The organism is Kamptonema formosum PCC 10802 (assembly GCF_000332335.1).
Lineage (GTDB): Bacteria > Cyanobacteriota > Cyanobacteriia > Cyanobacteriales > Oscillatoriaceae > Oscillatoria.
This window is the reverse complement of sequence record NZ_KB235948.1, coordinates 4277281-4299779: the sequence shown is the minus strand read 5'-3', so window position 1 is coordinate 4299779 and position 22499 is coordinate 4277281. Positions and strand designations below refer to the sequence as shown.

Genomic DNA, 22499 nt, shown 5'->3' with positions numbered 1-22499 from the left:
GCGAGCAGCAAAACAAGGAGGGGGCACAAAACCGCCGCAACATTCCAAGGCATAAGTCCGGCGATGCCCCGAACCGCTGCAAGGAGGGCAATCTGAGTCAGACTTGACCCGTTGCCCCCATTGCCGGCTGCTTTTTTGGCTTTTTCCGAAAAACCCTATTGTCAAACAGCACCTATTTTTGCTTAAATTAGATTGTCGCGAGATCCAAGAACAATTTTCGGAGAACCTATGGCACCAGAACAAGAATACCCAACCCTTACCGGAAAGGCGCTCCTGCAAAAAGTCAAAGAGCTTTCCCACCTGCCCCGCCGGGAAACAGCAAAGCGCTGCGGATACTACAGCACCAGCTCCAGTGGCAATGTCAAAGTCAATCTCACCGATTTTTACGACGCGGTGCTGGCGGCTAAGGGGATTGCCTTAGATCCAACGGGAACCAAAGATGGCCGGGGACGCGAAGCGACTTATCGCGTCAGTGTCCACAAAAATGGTCAGCTGGTAATTGGGTCAAATTATACTAAAGAGATGGGACTCAAGCCAGGGGATCAGTTTGAAATCCGCCTCGGGTACAAACATATTCACCTCATCTACGTAGGTGAATCCGCTGCCCCTGAGGAGTCGGAATCCGGCGAAGAAACCGCTGCTGTTGCTTGAGAAGCGCCCGAGCCTTGCCCTCCCTTTCCTTTCCCGTTAAGGGGATGGCCTGTCATGGGGGGCGACCGGGAGGAAGCGCGATGAAAAAATTCCCCCCACCCCACGTTCAGACGGGCCCTCTAAACCATTGCAACTCTCTGTCAGGGAACCGCGACAATTCGCAATGGGAGATGTCCGCCCGGTTCCCTAGAAGTTCAGGCGGCTCAATGGAGGATGGCGGGAGTGTGTCGCCGACCGAAAAGTTGGGCGCACCTCTGGCGGCATCAAACAACATCAACCCTTTCCGCTCAGAGAGGAGCGCTAATTCTGTGGGCAAAAGCTCGCATGAAGAAAGATGCGAAATCCGCTCTTCTCTCTGCTATACTGGCGGTTTCTTCAACCGCACACCTGATGCTTCCTCCCACCCGTATTGCCTCTGGCGCTTTCCGCGCACAGCCGCACTCGCACAGAGTGCGGCAAACAACTCTTTTATCAACGCGGGATTACAGGTGCGTAGCGCCGGCTTTTTGCAAGCTCGGCTGTTCTGGCTATTGCCGGTCTGAAGTGATTTTTTCTCGGGCTGATTGCGGGCATCAGCTGACTGCCACTGCTGCATACAGGGATTTTTAGTGTGATGCAGTACAGATTGACCTCTCCCCTTCCAGGGGAGGGGAGCAACTGCATTGGCTGGCGGGTGAAGTTTCTTTCCGTGCGGTTTTTGTGACTGAGAACCGCTCTATACGACAAAAGCCAGCTTGCCACAAGCGCCTGCCGCCGCATTCGCCGCATGAGATGCTGCCGGCGGCAATGGGCAAAACGTGCAAAACGTCAAGCAATTTCCCCAATCTCAACAACGCCGGTCGTCTCGCAGTAGAAACGGCAATCAACACCAACTAACTGATTTGGCATAAATTCACTTGCTACAGGCCCAATTCCCCCCCACTGGCCTCAGGCTGCAGGCGCACCCCTCTCCAAGTTCCCCAGAACCGGCAGCCGGCTCCCTGCGCGCCCACAACCCAGCTGACTCCTTTGAGCCACCCCCACAAACCAGGTTTCTTGTGACTCCTCTGGGATTTTTCCCATCTCACCACAGAGCTCGCCACCCGCCGGGTGCGTTCGGCAGGGCGGTCAATAAGCTCTTCGGCTTTTAACCTGCTTTTCCGTTGAAAGGAGGCAGAGCCTCCAGATTGCCTTCCCAGGAAGAGCCTGGTAACGAGAGAATAGAGATGGGTAGTGCAAAATCTATGCGCCATAACTGCCCGCCACTCCAAGTTCCGCTTTCTCCCCCGGGCAATTTTTATATAGCGGTTCTCAGTTGGATGAGCTAGGGGCCGGAAATCGGGTTTCTATGCCCCTCACTAATATGAGAAACGCTAGATTTACTAACATTATTGAATGGCAGATAAGCTATATAGCAGTATGCACTTAGGTTAGAACATTAGACCTTCAGGGGGGGCGGGACGCCTGCCCTACGTCTATATAGCAGTAGGCATTTAGGGAAGGTACATTCCGGCCTCCCTTGCTTCCCCGCTCCCGAAGCTCCTATTGTCTTAACCCATATGACTGCTGCTATAAAATAAATTACTCTTTCCCCATCAGAGCTGGGCCGCCACAGCGAAACTTAGCTGTTAGGCTAATAATGCTGCCTGTCTGCCCACAGGAGGCAGAGCCTCTAGGAAGTCGTTCCCTACCTCAGGCTGGGAACGAGGGATAACATGGCCTCCTGACTCCCTTTGACCCCCAAATTAGCAGGAAAGTCCAGCCGGCAGCTGTAGGTACGGGTTGATAAATCTCCTCCGCTTCCCCGAGAGATTTCTCGCGAAACCGCCCCTGTTCGCCCCTACGGCCTTTCCTGGTTGCTGCCGGAAACAAAAGCCAGTTTGGTACAGTTATAGAGCGATTTAAATTGGGGTCTGGAAAATATTTTTTTAAAGAAACCGCCATAGACGCGCCAGCGGCTTGCCCGTTGGGTAGACGCCAAGATCGCCAAGAAAAGAGAAAATATAAATTTACAGAAATTCTTTGTGATTGCTAGGCGGCCAACTTATCATAGTTCTCTGTTTTGAGGGGATATAGCAGTAGCCACTTAGGTTCGTACATTTCGGCTTCTTTTGCACTCCCGCACTCCGGCTCCTATTGTCCTAACCCATATTACTACTGGGATATAGACGTAGGCCAGCGTCTGGCTGCCCTGAATGTCTAATGTTTTAACCTAAGTGCATACTGCTATATTTATAGTAAGCGTTCCTCTATATTATTTCGATATTAGGGCACGTCTTTGAATCAAGTTCAAGCCCTACATCGACCAAACCGGCTCGGCTGGCAAGGCGCTGCAGCTTGATTTCTTTCCTGTAACTTCTCTCAGGAATGGTTACGGTGCCGGCAGAATCAGGAAAAGGCCGGTAAGCGCCAGTCAGCAAGAGGTCGCAAAAAATCTGAATCTGCCGGCGGGAGCAAAAAACCGGGTTTCTAGCTGCCGGCAAGCTGTTCCTTGATTTTTTCAGACAGGCAGCTGGACAGATGAAACTCCCAAGAAAGATTCCCCGCACTGCAGGGTGCGTTGCGGCACAGATCGCCGCACTTAAGGGCTGTCGGGCTTATCGAAAAGGATGCGGCGGAGTGAGACTCCAGCAACACTTTCCGTTTAGCCGAACCCAACAATAGCCAGGGATTGGCATCAAGCTGCCGGCAGCAGTGTCTCTCACAAAAGGTGCGGGCAATACCACTGACAGAGTAGGGTTTTCCCCACTGACTACACTGTGCGGCGAGACATAATGAAATTGAGATCGAAGTAACCAGTAAGGCTCATTTGAGAGAGGCGATTGGCGTGAGTTATCCGCAGCTCATATGACAGCTGAACGGGTTTTCTTGCGTCGGGTCAGTTGGTCGCTTGATGCCGGTCGGACAAGCAAAATATGCAGCGATTTGACTGGCAGCTATCAAACCCAAAAACCAAAAACCGAAAAGCTGTAAACTGGAACGGAGGGAACTGAACGTATGGCATTAATACGTTGGCAACCTTTCAGGGAAATCGAAACGTTACGCCGTCAGTTTGACGAACTGTTTGAGGAACTGTCAGGCGGCAGGCGCGAGTACGAGATGACTTGGGCCCCTGCTGTTGAACTCCAAGATACGGATGACCACCTCTTACTGCGGGCGCAAATCCCTGGGATGGAACCAAAGGATTTGGATATCCGAGTCACTCGGGACGCCGTTTATATTGCCGGCGAACACCGCTACGAAAACAAGGTGGAAGAAAAGGGTTATTTCCGGTCGGAATTCCGTTACGGGAAATTTGAGCGGGCCATTCCCCTGCCTGTGCCGGTTCAGAACGATCGGGTGGGAGCCGATTACAAGAATGGCATCTTGACGCTGACTCTGCCTAAGGTGCAAGAAGCGCAGCGCCGAGTGGTGAGGATCAATTTGGGTGAGAGTTCTGGCGCAATCCCTGGGGGAGAAGCAACGCCTACTCTAGAAGCTGAGAGCGAAGGTGTCAAGCAACACGCTCCTGACGTGAGCCAGACTGAAGCCACTCCCGCCTCTGAACCGGCTCCGACATCGTGAGCGATTCGGTGGGTTTGGGTGCATTCCTGCTAAAAAAGCCGGTAGAGACGCAATCAGCGTGCGTCTTTGCCTGAGACGAGAGCACAACCGCGAGCGCAGCCGGTGAAACTGCGCTCGCGGATAATTTTTATTGGCGGCGGTTGCTTTTTCTCGTTCCCAGACACCCTTCTTCTCCTTCCGAGAGTAAAAGCACACTGCCACCGGCACAATGGTAGAGCAACTAATAACTGACGCCAGCTGACGATGAGTCAATTTACTCAAGGCTACATTCTGGCTCTAGACCTCGGCACCACCGGCAACCGGGCGATGCTGTTCAATGCGGAGGGGAGGGCAGTCAGCTCTGCTTACAGAGAGCTGACTCAATATTACCCCCAGCCGGGGTGGCTAGAGCACGATCCTGAAGAAATTTGGCGGGATACCTGTTGGGCGATGCGGACTGCTTTGCAGAAAGCGGGGGTAGCTGCAGCGGAGGTGGCGGCGATTGGGCTCTCGGTGCAGCGAGAAACCTGCCTGCTGTGGGACAAAACCACAGGGCGGCCCCTGCACAATGCTATCGTCTGGCAAGACCGGCGCACCGCTCCCCTGTGCCATCAATTAACCGAGCGCGGTTGCGCCCCAGACATCGCCGAGCGCACCGGCTTGGTGCTGGACGCCTATTTTTCTGCCACGAAACTCGCTTGGTTGCAGGAGTATCTCCAGAAGCAAGAGTCCCCGGCGAATCTGGATAATGTCCTAGCCGGCACCATTGACACCTGGATTCTCTGGAAGCTGACCGGCGGGGCTGTGCACGCCACCGATTGCAGCAACGCCAGCCGCACGATGCTGATGAATCTGGCTTCCCGGGAGTGGGATGCGTCACTCTTGGAGCTTTTTGGGATTCCCGCTTTTATGATGCCTTCTATTCAGCCGAGTTTGGGGTTCTTTGGCAGCACTGAGCCAGAATTGCTGGGCGTGCCGGTGCCGGTGACTGCTATCCTGGGAGATCAGCAGGCTTCCCTGTTCGCTCACGGCTGCGACCGCCCCGGCTTGCTGAAGTGTACATACGGAACTGGCTGCTTTCTGGTCGCCCACACCGGCGATACCTTGCAGCGCTCTCGCCACCTGCTCCTCTCCACCATTGCCTGGACACAGGCGGCTGAGAGCGGTGCGGTGCGAGCCGGCTATGCTATAGAAGGCAGCATTTTCACCACTGGAGCCTGCGTGCAGTGGTTGCGGGATGGCATCCAGCTGATTGAGGCGGCGGCGGATACCGAACAGATGGCGCAGCGGGTGGCTGACACCGCCGGCGTTTACTTTGTCCCCGCCTTGAGCGGTTTGGGTGCGCCCCACTGGGACATGAGTGCGCGGGGGGCGTTTTTCGGCATCACCGGCTCCGTGCGCCGAGAACACATGGTGCGCGCCGTGCTGGAGGCGATCGCATACCAGGTCAAGGAAGTCGTAGAGGCGATTAACCGCGATACCGGCACCGATATCGCCCTGCTGAAGGTGGACGGAGGAGCCTGCCCCAATGATTTTTTGATGCAGTTTCAGGCGGATGTTTTGGGAGTGCCGGTTGAGCGTCCAGTCGTTAAAGAGGCCTCCGCACAGGGAGCCGCCTTTGCAGCGGGCTTAGCGGCGGGTTTTTGGCCAGACTATTCCGCCCTAATCGCCCGCCGCCAGATTGACCGGATTTTCCAGCCAGGAGACGGCGCTTCCCTGGCGCAGGCGAATTTCGCCGTGTGGCGTCAAGCGGTTGAGAGAGCAAAACACTGGGTGCAGTAAAGGGAGCCGGTTATGCTATAAAACATTAACAATTGGACTGTCCCCGGAGCCGAGCTGCTCTCTCTAATCAGGAGTGAGATCGACCAGCTAAAAGGCTTTTGCCAAGGCGAACAACCCAACACTATCCCTCCGATTTTAAAAGTGTGGGATTATAGCAAAAAATTGCTAATGTTTCCTCTGTCTAGTGACAGAGAATTTAACCGTTCGTCAGGCAGGCAGCAGATATTATAGCAGTAGGCACTTAGGTTAGGACGTAGGACAACAGTCTCTGCTGTCCCAGAAATATTGAGGCCCGTCCGTTCCGTGCGGGCGCGCCAGCGCGACGCCGTATAGCAGTAGCCACTTAGATTAGGACATTAGACCTTCCGGCCCGGCGGACGCCTGCCCTACGTCTATATCCCAGCAGTAATATGGGTTAGGACAATAGAAGCCGGAGTGCGGGGGTGCAAAAGAGGCGGAAATGTACGAACCTAATGCTATAATGCGAGCTTTTGTATTGCAGGTAACACAATATTTGAGTTCGCACCGGCACTGCCGGCAGGGGGCGGCTGATATCTATTTCGGTTGAATCCTTCTAATTAGGGTGCGCTCTGAAGTGGGGGAGTGCGGGAGCGTGGGGAGAAATTAATTAGGAGGAATTAACCGAAAGCAGTTCCGTCAGTGGGGCCGGCAAAAAGCCACAGCAGGGGAGAGCCGCAAGCGTTCGCTGCAGTTATGGCTTCTGTTTGAGGAGTGCGCGCTTTCGAGCGAGGGGGTGTGGGGACATGGCAGTGCCGGCCAAGGGTCGGACTGGAGCCGGAAAAGAGGGTGCGCGGGGCAGCCACATCTGGCATTTTTAGACATTCCTTTGATACTATGCTACAAAACAGAAGGAAGAATCAGGGAATAAGGGAGGTCTTGCGGTGGATTTGGAAGCCGATCGCCAACGGTGCTTGGAAAGTTTGGTGTGGGCCATCAAGCAGCTACAGGGTCAAGTCGAGCCGGCGCAACTGGAGACGACGGCTGAGCTGATTATTCAAACAATGACTGGCCCGTGGCGCTATTTTCACACTCCGGATCACATTTTTGAGGTCGGCGGGTCAAAAGATGCCATAGAAGTCTTGGCAGCTTTGTTTCACGACCTTGTGTACGTGCAAGTCGATCAGGGAGTGAGTCTCAACATCGGCAGTTTCATCGCTCCTTTTGTCAGGGAGGTGCGCGGACAGCTGGTAATTCGAGAGGCTGCGGAACTGCCAAAAGACCGCATGTTCGAGATTGTGGCGGCGGTCTTCGGGTTTGCTGCCGGCCAGAACCTCTCTCCATTCGCAGGGCAAAACGAATTTCTCAGCGCTGTGATTGCTGGCAAGTCCCTAGAGCCCTTTCTCAAACCTGATATCATCGCTCAGATCGCCGCCTGTATCGAAGCCACGATTCCCTTCCGCCCCCCGCTACCGTCCGGTTTGACTGCTTGCGACGCGCTGTACCACCGCTTGACCTCAGCGAACCGGCAGTTCGAGTTTGGCTGGACAGATGCCCAAATCGTTGCGGCGGTGAAGCGCTCAGTGCGATTGGCGAACCGGGACGTTGAAAATTTTGCCTGCTCCGTTTCGGCGGATTTTTTGGACAATACCTGGAATCTGCTGCCCGAAACCAACCACGAGCTGTTAAATACCAATTCTTACACGGTTCGTGACTTCCGCAGGTCGCTGCAAAAGATGGAAGGGTTTATGAACTTCCTGAAACCTGAGTTGGTGTTCCAGCAGTTCATGGAGGAGCCGGATGATGAGACTTACCAAGCCCTGGTGGCGCGAACGCGAAAGAACATTGAAGTGGCGAAGCTGTATTTGGGGAGCAAGCTGGTCGCGATCGCCATACTGGAGGCGCTTTCCTATCGCATGGGACGGGATATCCCCCTGTCAGCCATGATGGGAGAGCTTCCGGGTTCCGGCGGGAAGGTCGCAGCTCTGGAACGCCTCCTGCCCGATATAGCCAACGGACACCAGCTAGCAAATGGCTTGGAAAGCGAAGTGCTAGAGTTGCTGTCAAAGGGGCGAATCCGGGAATCCACTTATGATATAAAAAATTCACCTACGACTACTTTTATCATCAAATCTATCGGGTTTAACTCGGTGAGGAATCTCCTGAAGCCGGCCAAGGACTTTTTTGCGGGAACGATTTCGTCGGAAGAATTTCTCTCTGAGTGCGACGAGCGTGTGGTGGAGACGATCGTCTCAGGAGTGCTGCAACTGTTTGAAAGTCGAAAGGCAGCTCTGAGTTCCTATAACTGAAGAGTTCGCCGAGTGGCGGGACACTGGGCTGAGTGGGTGTGTGGGGTCCACTCACTGTCCCACTTTTATCATCTGCGTTTGATTAATGACTATAAATCCTGAGGGGGTGAGGGGGTGAGGGGGTGAGAAATTAGTTGCGGGCCATTGACCTCAGCTAAGAATTCTCCAGCTCGCCTCTGGAACAGCTGTTAAAATTGCTTGCCCGCCGGCTGATATGCAAGCAGAGTCCGTTCGCACCGGCAGCGCTGCGCACCGCACTAGAAACAAGGCCGGTGCGGCAGTGCTCAAATCAGGTATTGGAAACCGGCGGAGAGGAAGGTGCTGCGATTTGTCTCCACCTGCCGGCCAGGGATTTTTGTTAGCTCTGTAACAGAGATAACACCGCACAGACCAATGGTAGGAGACAACAACCTCGGGGTTTACGCCTTCAGGAAGAGTAAAGGTATAAATAGCTTACCCCACCGGCACTCCATCACCGCAACCGACGGCTTTTCGGGTATCTTTGTATTAAATATCACAAACTTATTTCACACAGAATCATGCCCCAAGGTAGAAGGATATAGAAAAAACCAGTGATAAACTAGCCTGTAAAAGATAGGAAATTGAAATGATTGGCTACTTGGATTGCGAACGGCTGACTTAAACTAATTAAGGCGCTTTGGATTGCGCTAGATCCGCACCGGCGCTCGCACCCCGCTCACTTCCAACACTTCCTGTGACCGGCAAAGGCAGAGCTCCTTCCTGAAGGATACCAAATTGCTCAAAACCCTTCCGAAATCTCATCTATGCGACAGGAGACGTGCTTTATAAACCCGCAGTTCTTTCTCGCTTGCGGTCAAGGATGGAACTGAAAGGGATAGAACTGCCCATCCATTCTGCTGAGGCGGAAATGGAAAGTTGCTCCTGGCTGTAAACATCGGGGCTGCGTTTTACCGGCAGTCCGGAAAAGTTTATAGAACCTGAGTTCAACAAGCTCCCTTCTTCTCGTTTGTGTGCTAGCCCCCACTTGGGTAAAATCAGGCTTTTTAGCGTAACTTCAGGCACTGTACTGAAATCTGTAGAATCACCATTTGGAATAAGGAGAAGAATATATGATGCAATTCCAGATTGAGTGCGACGGCAGCTTCAATCAAGAAACATGCTTGCTCTGCCAGGAGCAGTTTCAGATGAGGAAAGCGAGAGTGATTGTCTGCAACGAGCGGGGTGACAGCTACGGGGAACTCTGTCCAAAGTGCGTAGCGAAGGGCTATAATTGGCTGGGAAACAAACTGCAGCAATTAACCCCCATTCTCAGTCACTGAGCGGACCGGCTGTTAATTTGAGGAGTTAACCGAACCCCTTGCCATTGCTAGATCGCAAGTCTGTAAAGACCGCGCTTTGAAGTGGCTCCGCTGGAGGGGGTATCGCCATCGTTCCAAAAGACAGCCGGCTTCGGAGATTGCTCGACCGGCTCTGGGGATCACCGGTCAAGTAATCTCACAACAAACTTTTGGGCTGGCTCAACGAAATTTAGGCTTATAGCAACAGTCATATTGGTTAGAAAAATAGAAGCTTCGGGAGCTCTGGAGCAAGGTAGGCCGGAATGTAGGTTTCCTCAATGCTTACTGCTATATAGACGTAGGGCAGGCGGGACGCCCCCCCTGAAGGTCTAATCTTCTAACCTAAGTGCATACTGCTATAATCTGAATGCAAGCATTTTATTGAGCTTTTATTGCGGCGGTTTTTGCTTTTCTCCCTGCGCTCAAATATATTTGTAAGCCCGCATTTTTGCGGGCGTTTTGCATACCGCACTGCTGAAAGTAACGAGAGTTTATCAGAAATAACAAATGGAGTCTAAAGTAGTTTTTGCCAACGCGCTAGAAGCTCAGGGTGCGAGAGGTTGGTTCATCGGTCACTTTATATCCCCGACCGGGGACCCCCGCTCAACCTCCGCTGTGGAAGTGAAATGGGGCGCTCATCAAGCTGGAGAGAGCAGATCGGAGTGGGCGACCAACTTGGAAGCGACCACACTTTCTATCCTCATAGAAGGGCGATTTCGCATTCACTTCCCCGAAGGAGAAGTGCTGCTGTCTCGCCCGGGGGATTACGCTCTTTGGTGTCCCGGAGTGCCCCATTCGTGGGCTGCCGAGCTGGACTCTACCGTCCTGACGGTCAGGTGGCCATCGAAGCCGGGGGATTCTTGCCGGCAGGGGATTGGAGAGGGGAGATAGCGGATATAACGGTTTTCAGTTGGATGAAACACATGCCAGAAACCCGGTTTCTTTAAGAAACCGGGTTTCTCAGTACCTCACCTCGGATGAAAACCGCTATAACGGGGAAGCAGGCAAGCTATTCAACTCAGGGGAATTCCCCGTGAATAGCTGAGACACTCGCGGTCGCTAATAGAAAGTGAAGAAAAATCAATTTTCCGGTTTGATTCCGTTAAGCAAAGACAAAAAAAGGTAGCCTTTATATATCAGCTAAGGTAGATAGTTTGATGAGTTCGGTAGCTAACTCTCTGGTGAGTGATTGCAAAGAAGAGTCCGATAACAGCGGCGCAAAGACGATTTCTCGCACCTGCGAAATGGCATATCCGCGCCCGCAGTTGCAGCGCCGCAATTGGATGTCGCTAAATGGCCGGTGGAAATTTACATTTGACGACGAAGGGCGATTCGCTCGACCCTGCGACATTGGCGAGTGGTCGAGCACCATTGAAGTTCCCTTCGCGCCGGAATCCCCCCGCAGCGGCATCGGCGACACGGGTTTTCACCCCCACTGCTGGTACGAGCGCGAATTTGACCTGCCGGTGGGGGAAGGGCGGGTGCTGCTCCACTTTGGAGCCGTGGACTATCGCGCCCGCGTCTGGGTCAACGGCCAGTTCATCATGGAGCATGAAGGCGGGCACACCCCTTTCAGCGCAGACATCACGGCGGTTTTGAATGAAAATGGCCCGCAGGAGGTAACCGTCTGGGCGGAAGACGACCCCCACGACCTGGCCAAGCCGCGCGGCAAGCAAGACTGGCAGTTGCAGCCCCACAGCATCTGGTATCCGCGCACCACCGGCATCTGGCAAACCGTCTGGATCGAGCGCGTTCCCGGCACCTACATTGACCGCATCCGCTGGACGCCGCACATGGAGCGCTGGGAGATTGGCTTTGAAGCCTTTGTTGCCGGCGATCTCGCAGGGGCCGGCCTTGCGCCGGCTCGCGGGCCTTGCGCCAGCCCCCTGCAAGTCAACGTCAAACTCACCGCCGGCAGCCAGCTGCTGGTCAAAGACACTTACGACGCCATCAGCGGCGAGATTCACCGGCGCATCGCACTCTCCGATCCAGGCATCGACGACTACCGCAACGAATTGCTCTGGAGTCCGGAAAAACCGACCCTGATCGAAGCCGAAATTCAGCTCTGGCACAAGGGCAAGCTGCTCGACGAAATCAAGTCCTATACCGCCATGCGCTCCGTTGGCATCCAGCGCGACCGCTTCATGCTCAACGGACGCCCCTACTACCTGCGCCTAATTCTGGATCAGGGCTACTGGCCCGACACCCTGATGACCGCACCCTCCGATGAGGCGCTGCGGCAAGATGTGGAGCTGGTCAAGCGCATGGGGTTCAACGGCGTGCGCAAGCACCAGAAAATCGAAGATCCGCGCTTCCTGTACTGGGCGGACGCCCTGGGGCTGCTGGTCTGGGAGGAAATGCCCAGCGCCTACCGGTTCACTCCCAAAGCGGTGGAGCGCATAACCCGGGAGTGGACTCAGGTTATAGATCGGGACAGCAGCCACCCCTGCATCGTGGTCTGGGTGCCGTTCAACGAATCCTGGGGAGTCCCCAACTTAACCGAGACACCGGCTCACCGCAACTGCGTCCTGGCCCTCTATCACCTGACCAAAACCCTCGACCCCACTCGCCCAGTGATCGGCAACGACGGCTGGGAGAGCACCGATACCGACATCATCGGCATTCACGACTACGACAGCAAGGCCCAGCGGCTGGCTCACCGCTACGGACCGCAAGTCGATATCGCGGAACTGTTCGACCGGCGGCGTCCGGGAGGTCGCGTCCTCACCCTCGACGGACACCCCCACCAGGGACAGCCGGTGATGCTCACCGAGTTCGGCGGGATTGCCTACGCCGGCAGGGAAAGCCCCGACAGCGAGAAAGCTTGGGGGTACGTGCGCGCTTCCCAGGTGTGCGAACTGGAAATGAGGTACGCCGCCTTGCTGAAGGTGGTCAACAAAATCGACATCTTCAGCGGATTTTGCTACACCCAGTTTACCGACACCTTCCAGGAAGCTAACGGCTTGCTGTACGCCGACCGCACGCCCAAATTTCCATTTGAGGCGATCGCCACCGCAACTCAAGGAGGAACTGAGGAAGACGATGTATTCTCTGGAACTGTTAAAACCGGATGGGCGCAACCTGACCCTGTACAGTCGCTCCCCCATTGACAGCGGACTGCAAGCTCCCAGCCCCAGCAGCGAGCCGGTGCCGGCAAACCCCCACCTGCGCTGGCACCCCCTGCGCGGCGAGTGGGTGGCCTACGCCAGCCACCGGCAGGGGCGCACCTTTATGCCGCCCCCAGAGTACAATCCCCTGGCTCCGACTTTAGACCCCCAGTTCCCCACAGAACTGCCTCAGGGGCGCTATGACGTGGCCGTTTTCGACAATCGCTTTCCCTCAATGGCCCTAGGGGCGCACGACCCGCCCCAGTGCTTCGTTGAGACACTCCCCGCCAGTGGGGCGTGCGAGGTGGTCGTCTTCACTCAAGACCCCCACGCCTCCCTCAGCTCCCTGGAACTGACTCATCTCGACCTGCTGCTGCAAGTGTGGGCGGACCGCACCCGCGTGCTGGGAGGGCGGGCGCACATCCAGTATGTGCTGCCTTTTGAGAACAGAGGCGTGGAGGTGGGCGTAACTCTGCACCACCCCCACGGGCAGATCTACGCCTATCCTTTCGTTCCGCCGGTGCCCTCCCGCATGCTGGAGCTGCAGAAAGTTCATTACGAGCAGCACCGGCGCGGTTTGCTGCAAGACTTGATTCAAAACGAGATTGAGGACGCCAAGCGGATTGTCTATCAGGATGACTGCGCCATCGCCTTCGTGCCGGTGTGCGCCCGCTACCCTTACGAGGTCTGGATTGCCCCCATCGAGCCGGTGGCCACCTGGGCAGACCTGACAGCCCAGCAGCGCTGGAGTCTCGCCAGAGCCCTGAAAACCGTCACCCTCAAGTACGACGGACTGTGGGACCGCCCCTTTCCCTACTTGATGGCCTGGTTCGGGGCACCCACCGACGGCCAGCCCCACCCGGAAGCCCACCTGCACGCCCAGTTCTATCCCCCCTACCGCACGAAAGACCGGCTCAAGTACCTGGCGGGCACTGAACTGGCTGCCGGCATGTTTGCCAGCGACGCCCTCCCGGAGGAAAAAGCCAAGGAGTTGCAGGCGGTTTCCGTGGAAATCGAAGCCGCAACCCCGCCGGCTTTAGTTCCCACATATAGCAGTATTCACTTAGGGCACGGACAGTAGGACAGGCGAGACGCCTGTCCTACGCCTTTTATCCCTCGTTCTCAGGCTCTGCCTGGGAACGCCGTCCTGGAGCCTCCGGCTCCTTTGGGCAGATAGGAAAATTAAAAGCCTAAAAGCTTGTTGTTAAAGAAACCTGGTTTCTGCCGCTTCCTGCTTGGGAATGCGGGCGATTCTGCGCGGGCGCAAGGGGAGAGCCGGTTCCGGTTCGGGAGTCCCAAAACTTGCGTGCCGGTTGAACCAGAGAAGTTTGACAGCCTGTCTTTTGACAGCGCCGGCGGGTTCGGTAACAATGGCAGGAAGTAGGACACAGCATTTGGAATTTTAAGGGGGTGTTCCTTTGTCCGCAGAGTCTGGGATTGCCCAACCGCTGCCGGAAGCGGAAGCGTATTATTGGGAAATGGTCAAAAAAAATATTGGAGTGTACACCGCCCAAGAGCAGCAAAGATTAAAAGATGCTAAAGTAATTATCTTCGGTTTGGGGGGTGTGGGCGGGTTTGAAGCCATTCTGTGCGCCCGGATGGGAATTGGGCAGATCACGGTTGCAGATCCCGATGAATTTGAAATTTCCAATATCAATCGCCAAATGCTGGCATCGGTTAGGGGGCTGAACCGTCCTAAAGCGAAAGTGGCGGAAGAAGTTCTGGCAGATATCAATCCCTACCTGTCCTGTCGCTGCGTGCGGGCGCAGGTGGACGAGGAGAATGTGGTGGATTTGATAGAAGGGCACGACTTGGTGATGGAAGCGGTCGATGATATGCCCTCGCGAGTGATTGTTCACCGCACGGCTCGCGAGCTGGGGATTCCCAGTGTGGGGATGTCGGGAAGTCCGCCGACGCGAGGCTTTGTTTCTTCTTTTTTTCCGGATGGAATTGCTTATGAAGTGGCGCTGAATTTACCGGGGGTTGGAGAAAAGTTAACCAATCTGGAGCTGCGCCAGCGAATCGCAGATATTAAAAAAGCTCGCGCTTGGCATTCTGTGACCCAGGGGGCACCGAGAGAGTGGGCGCAAGATTTTTGCGAGGGGAAAGCTGGCTGGATTATTACGCCGGTGCGGGCGCATTTATTGGCGCTGTTTAGTTTTCACGAAGCTGTGCAAATTTTGACGGGACGGGAGCCGCTCGCTCGCGCTCCGAAAGGGATACTGATTGATTTGAGCACAGAAACGCCGGTGAGAGTGGCACCGGCTCCTCCAGGGGGCTGGGATTACGCAACGTTATAATGGTTTTCGATTTATAGGAGGGCATGGAGATGGCTGCGGTCAGTGAGGGATTGTATGAGGCGAGTTTCACCCGCAATATAGGAGTGATTAGTTGGGAGGAGCAAGAAAAACTCCGCAATGCAAAAGTGACGGTTGTCGGTGCCGGCGGGGTGGGTGGCATTACGTTAATTCAGCTCGCAAGAATGGGTGTTGGTCACATTCATGTGATTGACGGCGACAGTTTTGAAGCGAGCAATTTGAACCGGCAGATGCTCAGTTTCGTAAGCAAACTGAACGCCAGCAAAGCGACAGTCGCCAGCGAAACGTTAAAAGACATCAATCCGGAGCTGGAGGTGCGAGTGTCTCTAGAACGGGTGAGGGAAGAGAATGCAATGGAACTGCTTGCGGGTACGGATGTTATTGTCGATGCCACGGACAATTTAGTGGCTCGCGCTATCATCCACCGCGCGGCGGCAAAACTGGGGATTCCTTCTGTATGGATTGCGGTAACACCGCCTTTCCGTGGGGGAGTGATGTGTTTCACTCCGGATTGCATTCCCTACGAAATTGTGTTCCGCCATCCTTCTTACCAGCAGCCGCTCACTCCGGAAATGTGCAAAGAAATTGAGTCGATTAAAGACGACCGCGCCGTCCACTCGATTGCTTGGGGTGCTGATGCGAATTGGGCGGAGGCTTATGTGAGCAAAGAAGCGCCTTGGGCGGTGCTGGCACCGGTTGCGAATATTGTGGGGGTTTTAGCAAGCTTTGAAGCTTTCAAACTGATTGTCAAGCGTCCGGGGTTAGAGCCGGCAATCGCACCTAAACTGGTCAAAATTAATCTTGCCACGGAGGGAATGGTTCAAGTTGAAACCCCTGCCAGTGGGACTTGGGACAATACTGCGCTGTAGCTTTTGTAGCTTTTTGTGAGGGTCAGGATGAGTCCGGCAGTTCTGTCCCGCACCCTCCCCCAGCCCTGCCTTCGTTTTCACGCCAACGGAAAATGTTGCAAACCTCGATTGTTTTTGCGTCGGTCGCTTTACTGGCGCTAGGATTTAAAGATTACAGTCTGGCGTCGGCTGCTATATCGCTGCTAGTATTAGCGGCTGCGGATAGCAAGCCCGCCCTCGGCATCTTGCAAAAGTATTCGTTTAACACCGGCATCTTTTTTTTGATGCTGTTTCTCATGCTCCCCATCGCTTCTGGAAAAGTCAATCTCGCTCAAATGAGCAGAGAGCTGCTGACTCTCAAGGGGATTTTTTCAATCGCAGCCGGCATTCTTGTGTCCTACATCGGGGGGAGAGGGGTGAGCGCTCTGCCTGGCCAGCCGCTACTTCTGACGGGGGTTCTGATTGGGACGTTAATCGCTGTCCTGTTTTTTGAAGGGCTGCCGGCTGGCTTAATTATCGCAGCTGGATTAGTGAGTCTCGTTAGCAACTTTGCGCTAAAATAGAAAGGAGTTATGGAAAAGAAGCTCGTCAGGAAACTGCTGGCTATGTTGCTGCTGGCTGTGGCAGCGGGTCTGTTCACCAGCTGCTGGCCAAACATCCAGAATTTGGCGGCCAGTGGGGGGAACCCCCAGCCGGCACAAACCCCGCAAACCGTTGCGTTTGAGGAGCAAAGGATTCCCAGCACGGATGCCGGCATCGAACTCTATTTGCGACACAAGATCCTGAAAGGGGAGCCGCCGTTAAAAAATCAAGAAGTCATCCTGTTTTTAGAACCCTTTGGCGTCCCAACTGCTGAAGCATTTGACGTTCCGGGATATTCTTGGATGGAGGAGTGCGCCCAAAAAGGCTATGACACCTGGGCAATGGATTTTAGGGGATTTGGCAGGTCCACCCGTCCGGTGGCGATGGATAAACCGCCGGCAGAAAATCCCCCCGTTATCCGCGCCACTGATGCCGTGAGAGACTTGGAAGCTGCAGTTGAGTTTATCAAAAAAAGCCGCCCGGTAGAGAAGATAAACCTCATTGGCTGGTCTTGGGGCTCGGTAGTGGCCAGCATGTACGCAATCGCTCATCCTGAAAATGTCAATAAATTGGTTTTGTATGGCTCTATGCACGGCTTCAACCTGACGTCAATGGCCCAACTTTTTGAAGCCAAAGACAAACCGGGAGAATTGAATCCTAATTTACCGGCGTATCAAGTGGTGACGCCTGACGCTACGCTTCACCACTGGCATATGATGATCAGCGGAAAAGACCTGGTGAGCGATGCCGCAATGCCGGCTGTAGAAAAAGTAATCTTGGCATCCGATCCGGCGAGCCAAACTCGCCAGCCACCGGCGGTCCGCCGGCCAATGGGCCCTTTGGTCGATTTGTACTATATTTGGACGAACAGACCCATCTTTGACGCCTCAAAAATTCAAGCTCCTGTCCTGATTATTCGGGGTGACGCTGACTTTTTTGCTGACCCAACTTTCATTAATAAAGTCACGGGAAGTTCCAGGAAGAAAGAAGTTGTTATCCCAGAAGCAACCCACTGGGCGCTGTATGAAAAGAATCGGGCGCAACTGATTGACGAGACAGAAAAGTTTTTGCGGAGTGAGTGACTGTGAGGGACAAGGAGTGCGAGATGAAGCCTTTGGTGCGGATTTTAGACGCTACATTGCGAGAGGGCGAACAGCAAGCCGGAGTGCGCTTTACCAGCCAAGACAAAATTCAAATCCTCCACCTTTTGGAAGATTTTAACATCGATTTGGTGGAAGTGGGGCATCCCGGGATATCAGCGGAGGATGAGCGGATCTGTCTGGAAGTTTCTCGCGCGGCGAGAGCGGCTGAGATTTTGATGCACAGCAGAGCGGATATTGCAGAAGTGCGCTCGGCAAAACGTGCCGGTGCGGACTGGGTGGGAATTTGGGCCTCAGTTAATCCGATTGGCAGAAAAACTAAGTTTGCCGGTCACGACCCGGATTATATTCACGAGAAAGTAAAAGCCGCCATTTCCGAAGCAAAAACCCTGGGTCTAAAGGTTCGTTTATCCGTCGAGGATGCTTCGCGAACTTTGTGGGAAGACATCGAATGGGTGGCGGGTCTGGCTTTAGCCGCCGGTGCTGATATCATCAGTTTGGCTGATACAGTCGGTGTTTTAGAACCCCGCACTTGTGGGGAACTCGTATCCCGTGCGGTTGAAACGTTGAGGTGCCCTATTGAAGTCCACCTCCACAATGACTTGGGTCTGGCACTGGCGAATGCGCTCGCCGCGATAGATGCCGGCGCTTCTGTGGTTGATACTTCTATTTTAGGGATTGGTGAGCGCACCGGCATCACAGATTTGATACAGCTTTCTGTCGCTTTGCAGCAAATGCGTGGGGAGCAAGGTTTCCCTCTGGAAAAAATCCCGCAGCTGGCTTATGCTGTGGGGCTGGCTGCAGGCTACCAGCCGGATAAATTGCGCCCGATTGTCGGGCGCAACGCATTTACTCACACCTCAAAATACCATGCGAAAGCGGTGGTTCTAGAGCCTGAGGCTTACGAACCTTTCGCGCCGGAAATCGTGGGGCGCGTTCGCACGGTTGAAAAAGAGCGGACGCCTTTAAGCACGCCTAAGTTGCCGGGAAGTTTAGACATTGCTAAGCCGTTTCCAAAAGGTTCGTCCGAATTGAAGTATCACCGAGACGGACCGGGAGTGCGCTGGGTGATGATGGACTCGCGCGTCGATTCTCGCTCTTCTTTTTATGTGATTCAGCGATTTATCGGTTTGCACGGCATTCCTATCACGCCAGAAAAGCACGTCGATACGCACGCTCACCACTGTGACAGCGCTTTTATCTTTTGGGGTGATGCGCCAGACGGGACAGGACTGGTTTGCAATGTTCAGCTAGGAGATGAAGAGCGGACAGTGGAAAGTCCCGCGTCTGTGTTTATTCCTGCCGGTGTGAGACACGCCTATTATTATGTCGCCGGTCGGGGAACCTATACCAATATTGTACTGGCTCCTGACTACAACAAAAGTCTCTTGGAGCCGCCGGGGTGAAACAGGGGGGATACCTCGTTCCCAGCCTCAGGCTGGGAACGCTTCTCAGGAGGCAGAGCCTCCTGCAATAAGCCGATTAAAAGCGGAACAGCCTAGAAGGAAAAAATCGTCTCTAGAGTTCCCGTGACAATCGCGCCATTGCTGTCTCGGTTGGCTGGGTTAGTGATGACTTGGACTATCGGCTTAAGGCGAATTTTATCGCTGACAGGGTAACTGTAAAAGCCTTCAATATTCGTCTGAGTCGCATCCCCCACTGCGCCCTCAATAAACGGCTGACCTACAGCCACTCCAGCAAAAGCGCCTGAGGCAAAAACATCCTGAACGGAAACCCCCGCCATCCAGTAATTGGGATTAAGATCCCCAAAGCTAGTGCCATCAAAGATGCCATAACCGTAACGGCCAAAAACAGCGACTTTTGGCGATAGGGCCAGTTCTGCATTCGCCCCGAAGACATTAAAATTGCCATCGAAGACTGTACCGAGGGTGTACTGGAGGCGGAGAGCGAAAGCTTGGGAGGGGGCGTATTCTAGCTCAACTGTGCCTTGGTGCGGATCTCCAAAAAATCCCCGTTTTCCTGTATTGTTAGGATAGAGCAGTCGGGCTAGAGGAGACACACCTCCAACAAACCGGCGCTGGTTGGGGTTGGGATCGGACGCCGCTGCTGCTATGTACACGCCCCGCAGCGAAAATGGCCCTTCGCCCAGCTTCCAGTTGAAGGCCACTCCCCCCCCTAATTGATTGATGGGGAGAAGGATGGAATTATTAACTAGGGCGCGGGTGGAAAAGTTGAAGGCTGTAAAGTTAGCGTATTTATTTCGGTCTACATAATCTATGGCGGCAATCACCGGCCCGACCGTTAAGGAGAAATTCTTAACCGGCGAGAAGGTATAGTTGAGCCGGTCGAGGCCGAAATTGTTGTTGGGGGAGTGTCGGGCAGAAAAATCGAGTACGCTGCCGAAGGTGGGTTCCAGAAATCCAGCAGCGTTATCGCTGCCGGTGTCGCTGCCGGTTTCTAATAAAACTTGCAGCCGGTCTTTGCCGCTGAAGGTGGTGTTTAAATTCAGAAATATGCGCTGAATAAAGGTGACGCCTGGATCTTCACCGGCAATCTCGTTGCCCCTAACGCCGGTAATGCGGTCGCCTCTGAACCCGCCGGCATTGACCGCAAAAATTGCTTGCCCGTTTAATTTGGCCGTGGCAGAAAATTGATTGGCTTCTAGCTCTGCAGTCCGAGCTTCTAAGCTGTCCGCACGCCCGCGCTGTGCGGCGAGTTCGGTCTGAAATTCCTGCAGCAGCCGGTTCAAGACGGCTAAGTCTTCTTTTGTCGCGAGGGCAGAAGTGTCTGTTTTGCCAATCAGCTGAACAATGGTTTCCAGACAGGCATTTAAACCGGCAGCAAATTCGTAACGAGTCATGGCGCGATTTCCCCGAAAGGTGCCATCTGGGTATCCCGCCACGCACCCATAGCGCTCAACCAGATTTTGCAGCGCTTGAAAGGCCCAGTCCGCCGGCTGAACGTCGGATAGCTGCGAAACAGAAGTCACTTGCTCCATCGCAGCGGCGAAATTTTCCGTGTCTTCCTGCAGCGGTTGCAGTACAATATTTGGGGCTATCTCAGGGGACTCGGCAATCGGATAAACTGGTGGCCGGTTTGCTTCGCGGTTTGGCTGGCTATTGCCTGGAATTCCAGCACCGGCAGCCGCTGCTGCCGGTGGGTGGCCAAACATTTTTTTGGGGGCACCGGCAGCCGCCGGCAATACTGTGTTAAGCTTGGATGTGTCCTCGCCAGTTAACTCCACAGCGCTAGCCGTTTGTGCGCCGGTGCGGCTGCACAATAGCAAGGTGACACCCAGAAGCACTGTATTTAATGTTACAGCGTCACAAAAAATTTTTGACATCAGAGTCAGAAAAGCTTAGAGAACGCCCCTAATTCTGAGTGGCGCTCGTGCCGGTGTCAAAAGACAAGCTGTCAAACTTCGCCGGCGGCTGTTTGAGAGCGGCTTTATTAAACAGACATTAAGAATTGCGCCGGTTTTCACAGTCTGAGTTTGAGCCGGTGCCTGTCCCCCTGTTGCGGGACAGGCGTCTCGACTGCGCAGTATATAGCGGTTCTCAGATTAGTGAGGTACTGAGAAACCCGGTTTCTTAAAGAAACCGGGTTTCTGGCCCATAGTACATCAAACTGAGAGCCCCTATGCTCCCTGCGCCAGAACTTGCCGGTTTTAACAATTTCTTTATCAAAGGGCTGTTAAAAATCCGCTCGAATTTGATAAAGTACGCCAACAGTGTAGTAGAATAAAGGTATTATGACTGGTCTACCCAACCCCCGCCCCAAAAAACTCTCATTAGGGCCCTTGGAGGCAGAGATTTTGAACATTGTTTGGGATCTCGGTTCCGCCACAGTCAAAGACGTACACGAACGCATTCTGGCTGACCCAGATCGGGAATTAGCCTACACTTCTGTTACCACAGTGCTGCGCCGCCTGACAGAGAAAGGGTGGCTCGCCTGTGACAGCACAGAGCGCACATTCTCCTGGCGACCTCTGGTGACTCGTTCTCAGGCGCAAGTCCTCCAAGCTTACGACCGGCTGCACCAATTTCTGGAAGTGAGCAACCCCGACGTAGTGGCGGCATTTGCTGACAGCCTCGACTCGGCCAGTCTGGAACAATTAAAAGCTATCGCCCAACGTATTGACGACGCTCGCCGCAAGAGAGAGAAGAAATAATGCATGTTATAATGATTCTAGCTGCCCTGGGATTGGCTTGGATTCTGCGACAGGACTTCCTGAAGACCACCGGCACGTGGAGCGAACGATTTTCCCGCACTCTATCCTTATTTCTTTTTCCCCCGCTCCTGCTGATGATGACCGCTTTAGCCATCCTTTGTATGGGAACTCAGGGACAAATGGTAGGGAGGCTGACAGGAGGGTTTACCTACTCCCTGTCTGTGGGCTTTTTAGGGCTGGCAGCAGTTTTGTTCTTGAAACTGGCAAGTCAGGGATGGAAGACTGTCCAAAAAACCCGCACCTACAGCCGGCGAAATATTAAAGACACGCCGGCTCGAATTGTCAGCGCAGAGGAGCTGTTTGCAGCGCAGATAGGGTTCTGGCAGCCAGAATTAGTTCTGAGCGAAGGGCTGCTGCAAAGCCTGGACAGCGAACACCTAGAAGCAATTTTAGCGCACGAAAAAGCCCATTATTATTACCGGGACACCTTCTGGTTTTTCTGGCTTGGGTGGGTGCGCCAGACAACAGCTTGGCTGCCGAATACAAACGCTTTGTGGGAGGATCTGCTAACATTGCGGGAACTGCGGGCTGACGCAAAAGCCGCCCAAGAAATTGATTCCTTCCTGCTCGCGGAATCCCTGCTTTTAGTGGCGAGCTACCCGCACCTCCCCTCAGAAATATCCTGCGCTGCATTCAGCGCAACTGCCCCACCTAACCGTCTGGCGCAGAGGATAGACGCACTGTTGACGGAGCCGGAATTGCCGGCACCGCCAAGCTGGCAGTCTTGGATTTGGTTGCCCTTCGCCTCCCTGCCTCTCGCAGCGGTGCCCTTTCACACTTGACGCCCAGAGATATAGCGTTTTTCATCCGA

General features: G+C 54.2%; 18 protein-coding genes. 15 read left to right on the top strand and 3 right to left on the bottom strand.

Translation table 11 applies throughout. The features are described 5' to 3' along the window. The first annotated feature begins 228 nt into the window (after positions 1 to 228). Positions 229 to 651, top strand: a complete 423-nt coding sequence (locus OSC10802_RS0118650) for an AbrB/MazE/SpoVT family DNA-binding domain-containing protein (protein WP_017718291.1) — start codon at positions 229 to 231, stop codon at positions 649 to 651. A 2228-nt stretch (positions 652 to 2879) separates the two neighbouring features. Here OSC10802_RS0118650 and OSC10802_RS0118635 read toward each other — a convergent pair. Beyond that, on the bottom strand, positions 2880 to 3113 hold the full coding sequence (locus OSC10802_RS0118635; RefSeq protein WP_017718288.1) for a hypothetical protein: 234 nt from the start codon (positions 3111 to 3113) through the stop codon (positions 2880 to 2882). Positions 3114 to 3627: 514 nt separating this feature from the next. On the opposite strand from OSC10802_RS0118635, the gene OSC10802_RS40790 reads away from it, so the two are divergent. From OSC10802_RS40790 to OSC10802_RS0118610, 3 genes are all read left to right on the top strand, one after another. Further along, positions 3628 to 4194, top strand: coding sequence for an Hsp20/alpha crystallin family protein (locus OSC10802_RS40790; protein WP_044170164.1), 567 nt, complete (start codon positions 3628 to 3630; stop codon positions 4192 to 4194). A gap of 243 nt (positions 4195 to 4437) precedes the next feature. Continuing rightward, positions 4438 to 5955: a glycerol kinase GlpK gene (glpK, locus tag OSC10802_RS0118620; protein ID WP_017718285.1), complete on the top strand. Its 1518-nt coding sequence runs from the start codon at positions 4438 to 4440 to the stop codon at positions 5953 to 5955. Between the two features lie 902 nt (positions 5956 to 6857). Further along, on the top strand, positions 6858 to 8222 hold the full coding sequence (locus OSC10802_RS0118610) for a hypothetical protein (RefSeq protein WP_017718283.1): 1365 nt from the start codon (positions 6858 to 6860) through the stop codon (positions 8220 to 8222). Between the two features lie 804 nt (positions 8223 to 9026). Here OSC10802_RS0118610 and OSC10802_RS50300 read toward each other — a convergent pair. Next, positions 9027 to 9266 (bottom strand): hypothetical protein, encoded by a 240-nt coding sequence (locus OSC10802_RS50300; RefSeq protein WP_155968046.1) that lies wholly within the window; start codon positions 9264 to 9266, stop codon positions 9027 to 9029. 47 nt (positions 9267 to 9313) lie between these two features. On the opposite strand from OSC10802_RS50300, the gene OSC10802_RS0118605 reads away from it, so the two are divergent. From OSC10802_RS0118605 to OSC10802_RS0118555, 9 genes are all read left to right on the top strand, one after another. Further along, complete coding sequence (locus OSC10802_RS0118605; RefSeq protein ID WP_017718281.1) at positions 9314 to 9523, top strand: hypothetical protein; 210 nt, start codon at positions 9314 to 9316, stop codon at positions 9521 to 9523. A 525-nt stretch (positions 9524 to 10048) separates the two neighbouring features. Next, positions 10049 to 10432: a hypothetical protein gene (locus OSC10802_RS0118595; protein ID WP_017718279.1), complete on the top strand. Its 384-nt coding sequence runs from the start codon at positions 10049 to 10051 to the stop codon at positions 10430 to 10432. A 266-nt stretch (positions 10433 to 10698) separates the two neighbouring features. Continuing rightward, complete coding sequence (locus tag OSC10802_RS0118590; RefSeq protein WP_017718278.1) at positions 10699 to 12651, top strand: glycoside hydrolase family 2 protein; 1953 nt, start codon at positions 10699 to 10701, stop codon at positions 12649 to 12651. Continuing rightward, entirely contained in the window at positions 12584 to 13729 is a 1146-nt protein-coding gene (galT, locus tag OSC10802_RS0118585; protein WP_017718277.1) for a galactose-1-phosphate uridylyltransferase, read from the top strand. The genes OSC10802_RS0118590 and galT overlap by 68 nt, the downstream gene beginning before the upstream one ends. Before the next feature lie 337 nt (positions 13730 to 14066). Continuing rightward, the gene (locus OSC10802_RS0118575; protein WP_017718275.1) at positions 14067 to 14948 is read left to right on the top strand and encodes a HesA/MoeB/ThiF family protein; all 882 of its coding nucleotides are present in this window, start codon (positions 14067 to 14069) and stop codon (positions 14946 to 14948) included. A gap of 29 nt (positions 14949 to 14977) precedes the next feature. Next, positions 14978 to 15835 (top strand): HesA/MoeB/ThiF family protein, encoded by an 858-nt coding sequence (locus OSC10802_RS0118570; RefSeq protein ID WP_026098603.1) that lies wholly within the window; start codon positions 14978 to 14980, stop codon positions 15833 to 15835. A 92-nt stretch (positions 15836 to 15927) separates the two neighbouring features. Continuing rightward, positions 15928 to 16377, top strand: coding sequence for a DUF441 domain-containing protein (locus tag OSC10802_RS0118565; protein ID WP_044170163.1), 450 nt, complete (start codon positions 15928 to 15930; stop codon positions 16375 to 16377). A gap of 9 nt (positions 16378 to 16386) precedes the next feature. Next, complete coding sequence (locus OSC10802_RS0118560; RefSeq protein WP_017718272.1) at positions 16387 to 17478, top strand: alpha/beta hydrolase; 1092 nt, start codon at positions 16387 to 16389, stop codon at positions 17476 to 17478. A gap of 2 nt (positions 17479 to 17480) precedes the next feature. Next, entirely contained in the window at positions 17481 to 18902 is a 1422-nt protein-coding gene (locus OSC10802_RS0118555; RefSeq protein ID WP_198525146.1) for a LeuA family protein, read from the top strand. Positions 18903 to 18994: 92 nt separating this feature from the next. On the opposite strand, the gene OSC10802_RS0118550 is transcribed toward OSC10802_RS0118555, so the two are convergent. Then, a complete protein-coding gene (locus tag OSC10802_RS0118550) occupies positions 18995 to 20800 on the bottom strand; it encodes an iron uptake porin (protein WP_017718270.1) in 1806 nt (601 codons plus the stop codon). 408 nt (positions 20801 to 21208) lie between these two features. On the opposite strand from OSC10802_RS0118550, the gene OSC10802_RS0118540 reads away from it, so the two are divergent. After that, entirely contained in the window at positions 21209 to 21628 is a 420-nt protein-coding gene (locus OSC10802_RS0118540) for a BlaI/MecI/CopY family transcriptional regulator (RefSeq protein WP_017718268.1), read from the top strand. Then, positions 21628 to 22470, top strand: coding sequence for a M56 family metallopeptidase (locus tag OSC10802_RS0118535; protein ID WP_026098600.1), 843 nt, complete (start codon positions 21628 to 21630; stop codon positions 22468 to 22470). Before OSC10802_RS0118540 ends, OSC10802_RS0118535 begins: the two co-directional genes overlap by 1 nt. Positions 22471 to 22499 lie beyond the last annotated feature (29 nt).

Excerpts from the sequence above, each read along its gene's own strand:
- OSC10802_RS0118650 (WP_017718291.1), top strand. The coding sequence starts at position 229 with ATGGCACCAGAACAAGAATACCCAACCCTTACCGGAAAGGCGCTCCTG.
- OSC10802_RS40790 (WP_044170164.1), top strand. The coding sequence starts at position 3,628 with ATGGCATTAATACGTTGGCAACCTTTCAGGGAAATCGAAACGTTACGC.
- glpK (WP_017718285.1), top strand. The coding sequence starts at position 4,438 with ATGAGTCAATTTACTCAAGGCTACATTCTGGCTCTAGACCTCGGCACC.
- OSC10802_RS0118605 (WP_017718281.1), top strand. The coding sequence starts at position 9,314 with ATGATGCAATTCCAGATTGAGTGCGACGGCAGCTTCAATCAAGAAACA.
- OSC10802_RS0118595 (WP_017718279.1), top strand. The coding sequence starts at position 10,049 with ATGGAGTCTAAAGTAGTTTTTGCCAACGCGCTAGAAGCTCAGGGTGCG.
- OSC10802_RS0118590 (WP_017718278.1), top strand. The coding sequence starts at position 10,699 with ATGAGTTCGGTAGCTAACTCTCTGGTGAGTGATTGCAAAGAAGAGTCC.
- galT (WP_017718277.1), top strand. The coding sequence starts at position 12,584 with ATGTATTCTCTGGAACTGTTAAAACCGGATGGGCGCAACCTGACCCTG.
- OSC10802_RS0118570 (WP_026098603.1), top strand. The coding sequence starts at position 14,978 with ATGGCTGCGGTCAGTGAGGGATTGTATGAGGCGAGTTTCACCCGCAAT.
- OSC10802_RS0118565 (WP_044170163.1), top strand. The coding sequence starts at position 15,928 with ATGTTGCAAACCTCGATTGTTTTTGCGTCGGTCGCTTTACTGGCGCTA.
- OSC10802_RS0118560 (WP_017718272.1), top strand. The coding sequence starts at position 16,387 with ATGGAAAAGAAGCTCGTCAGGAAACTGCTGGCTATGTTGCTGCTGGCT.
- OSC10802_RS0118550 (WP_017718270.1), bottom strand. The coding sequence starts at position 20,800 with ATGTCAAAAATTTTTTGTGACGCTGTAACATTAAATACAGTGCTTCTG.
- OSC10802_RS0118540 (WP_017718268.1), top strand. The coding sequence starts at position 21,209 with ATGACTGGTCTACCCAACCCCCGCCCCAAAAAACTCTCATTAGGGCCC.
- OSC10802_RS0118535 (WP_026098600.1), top strand. The coding sequence starts at position 21,628 with ATGCATGTTATAATGATTCTAGCTGCCCTGGGATTGGCTTGGATTCTG.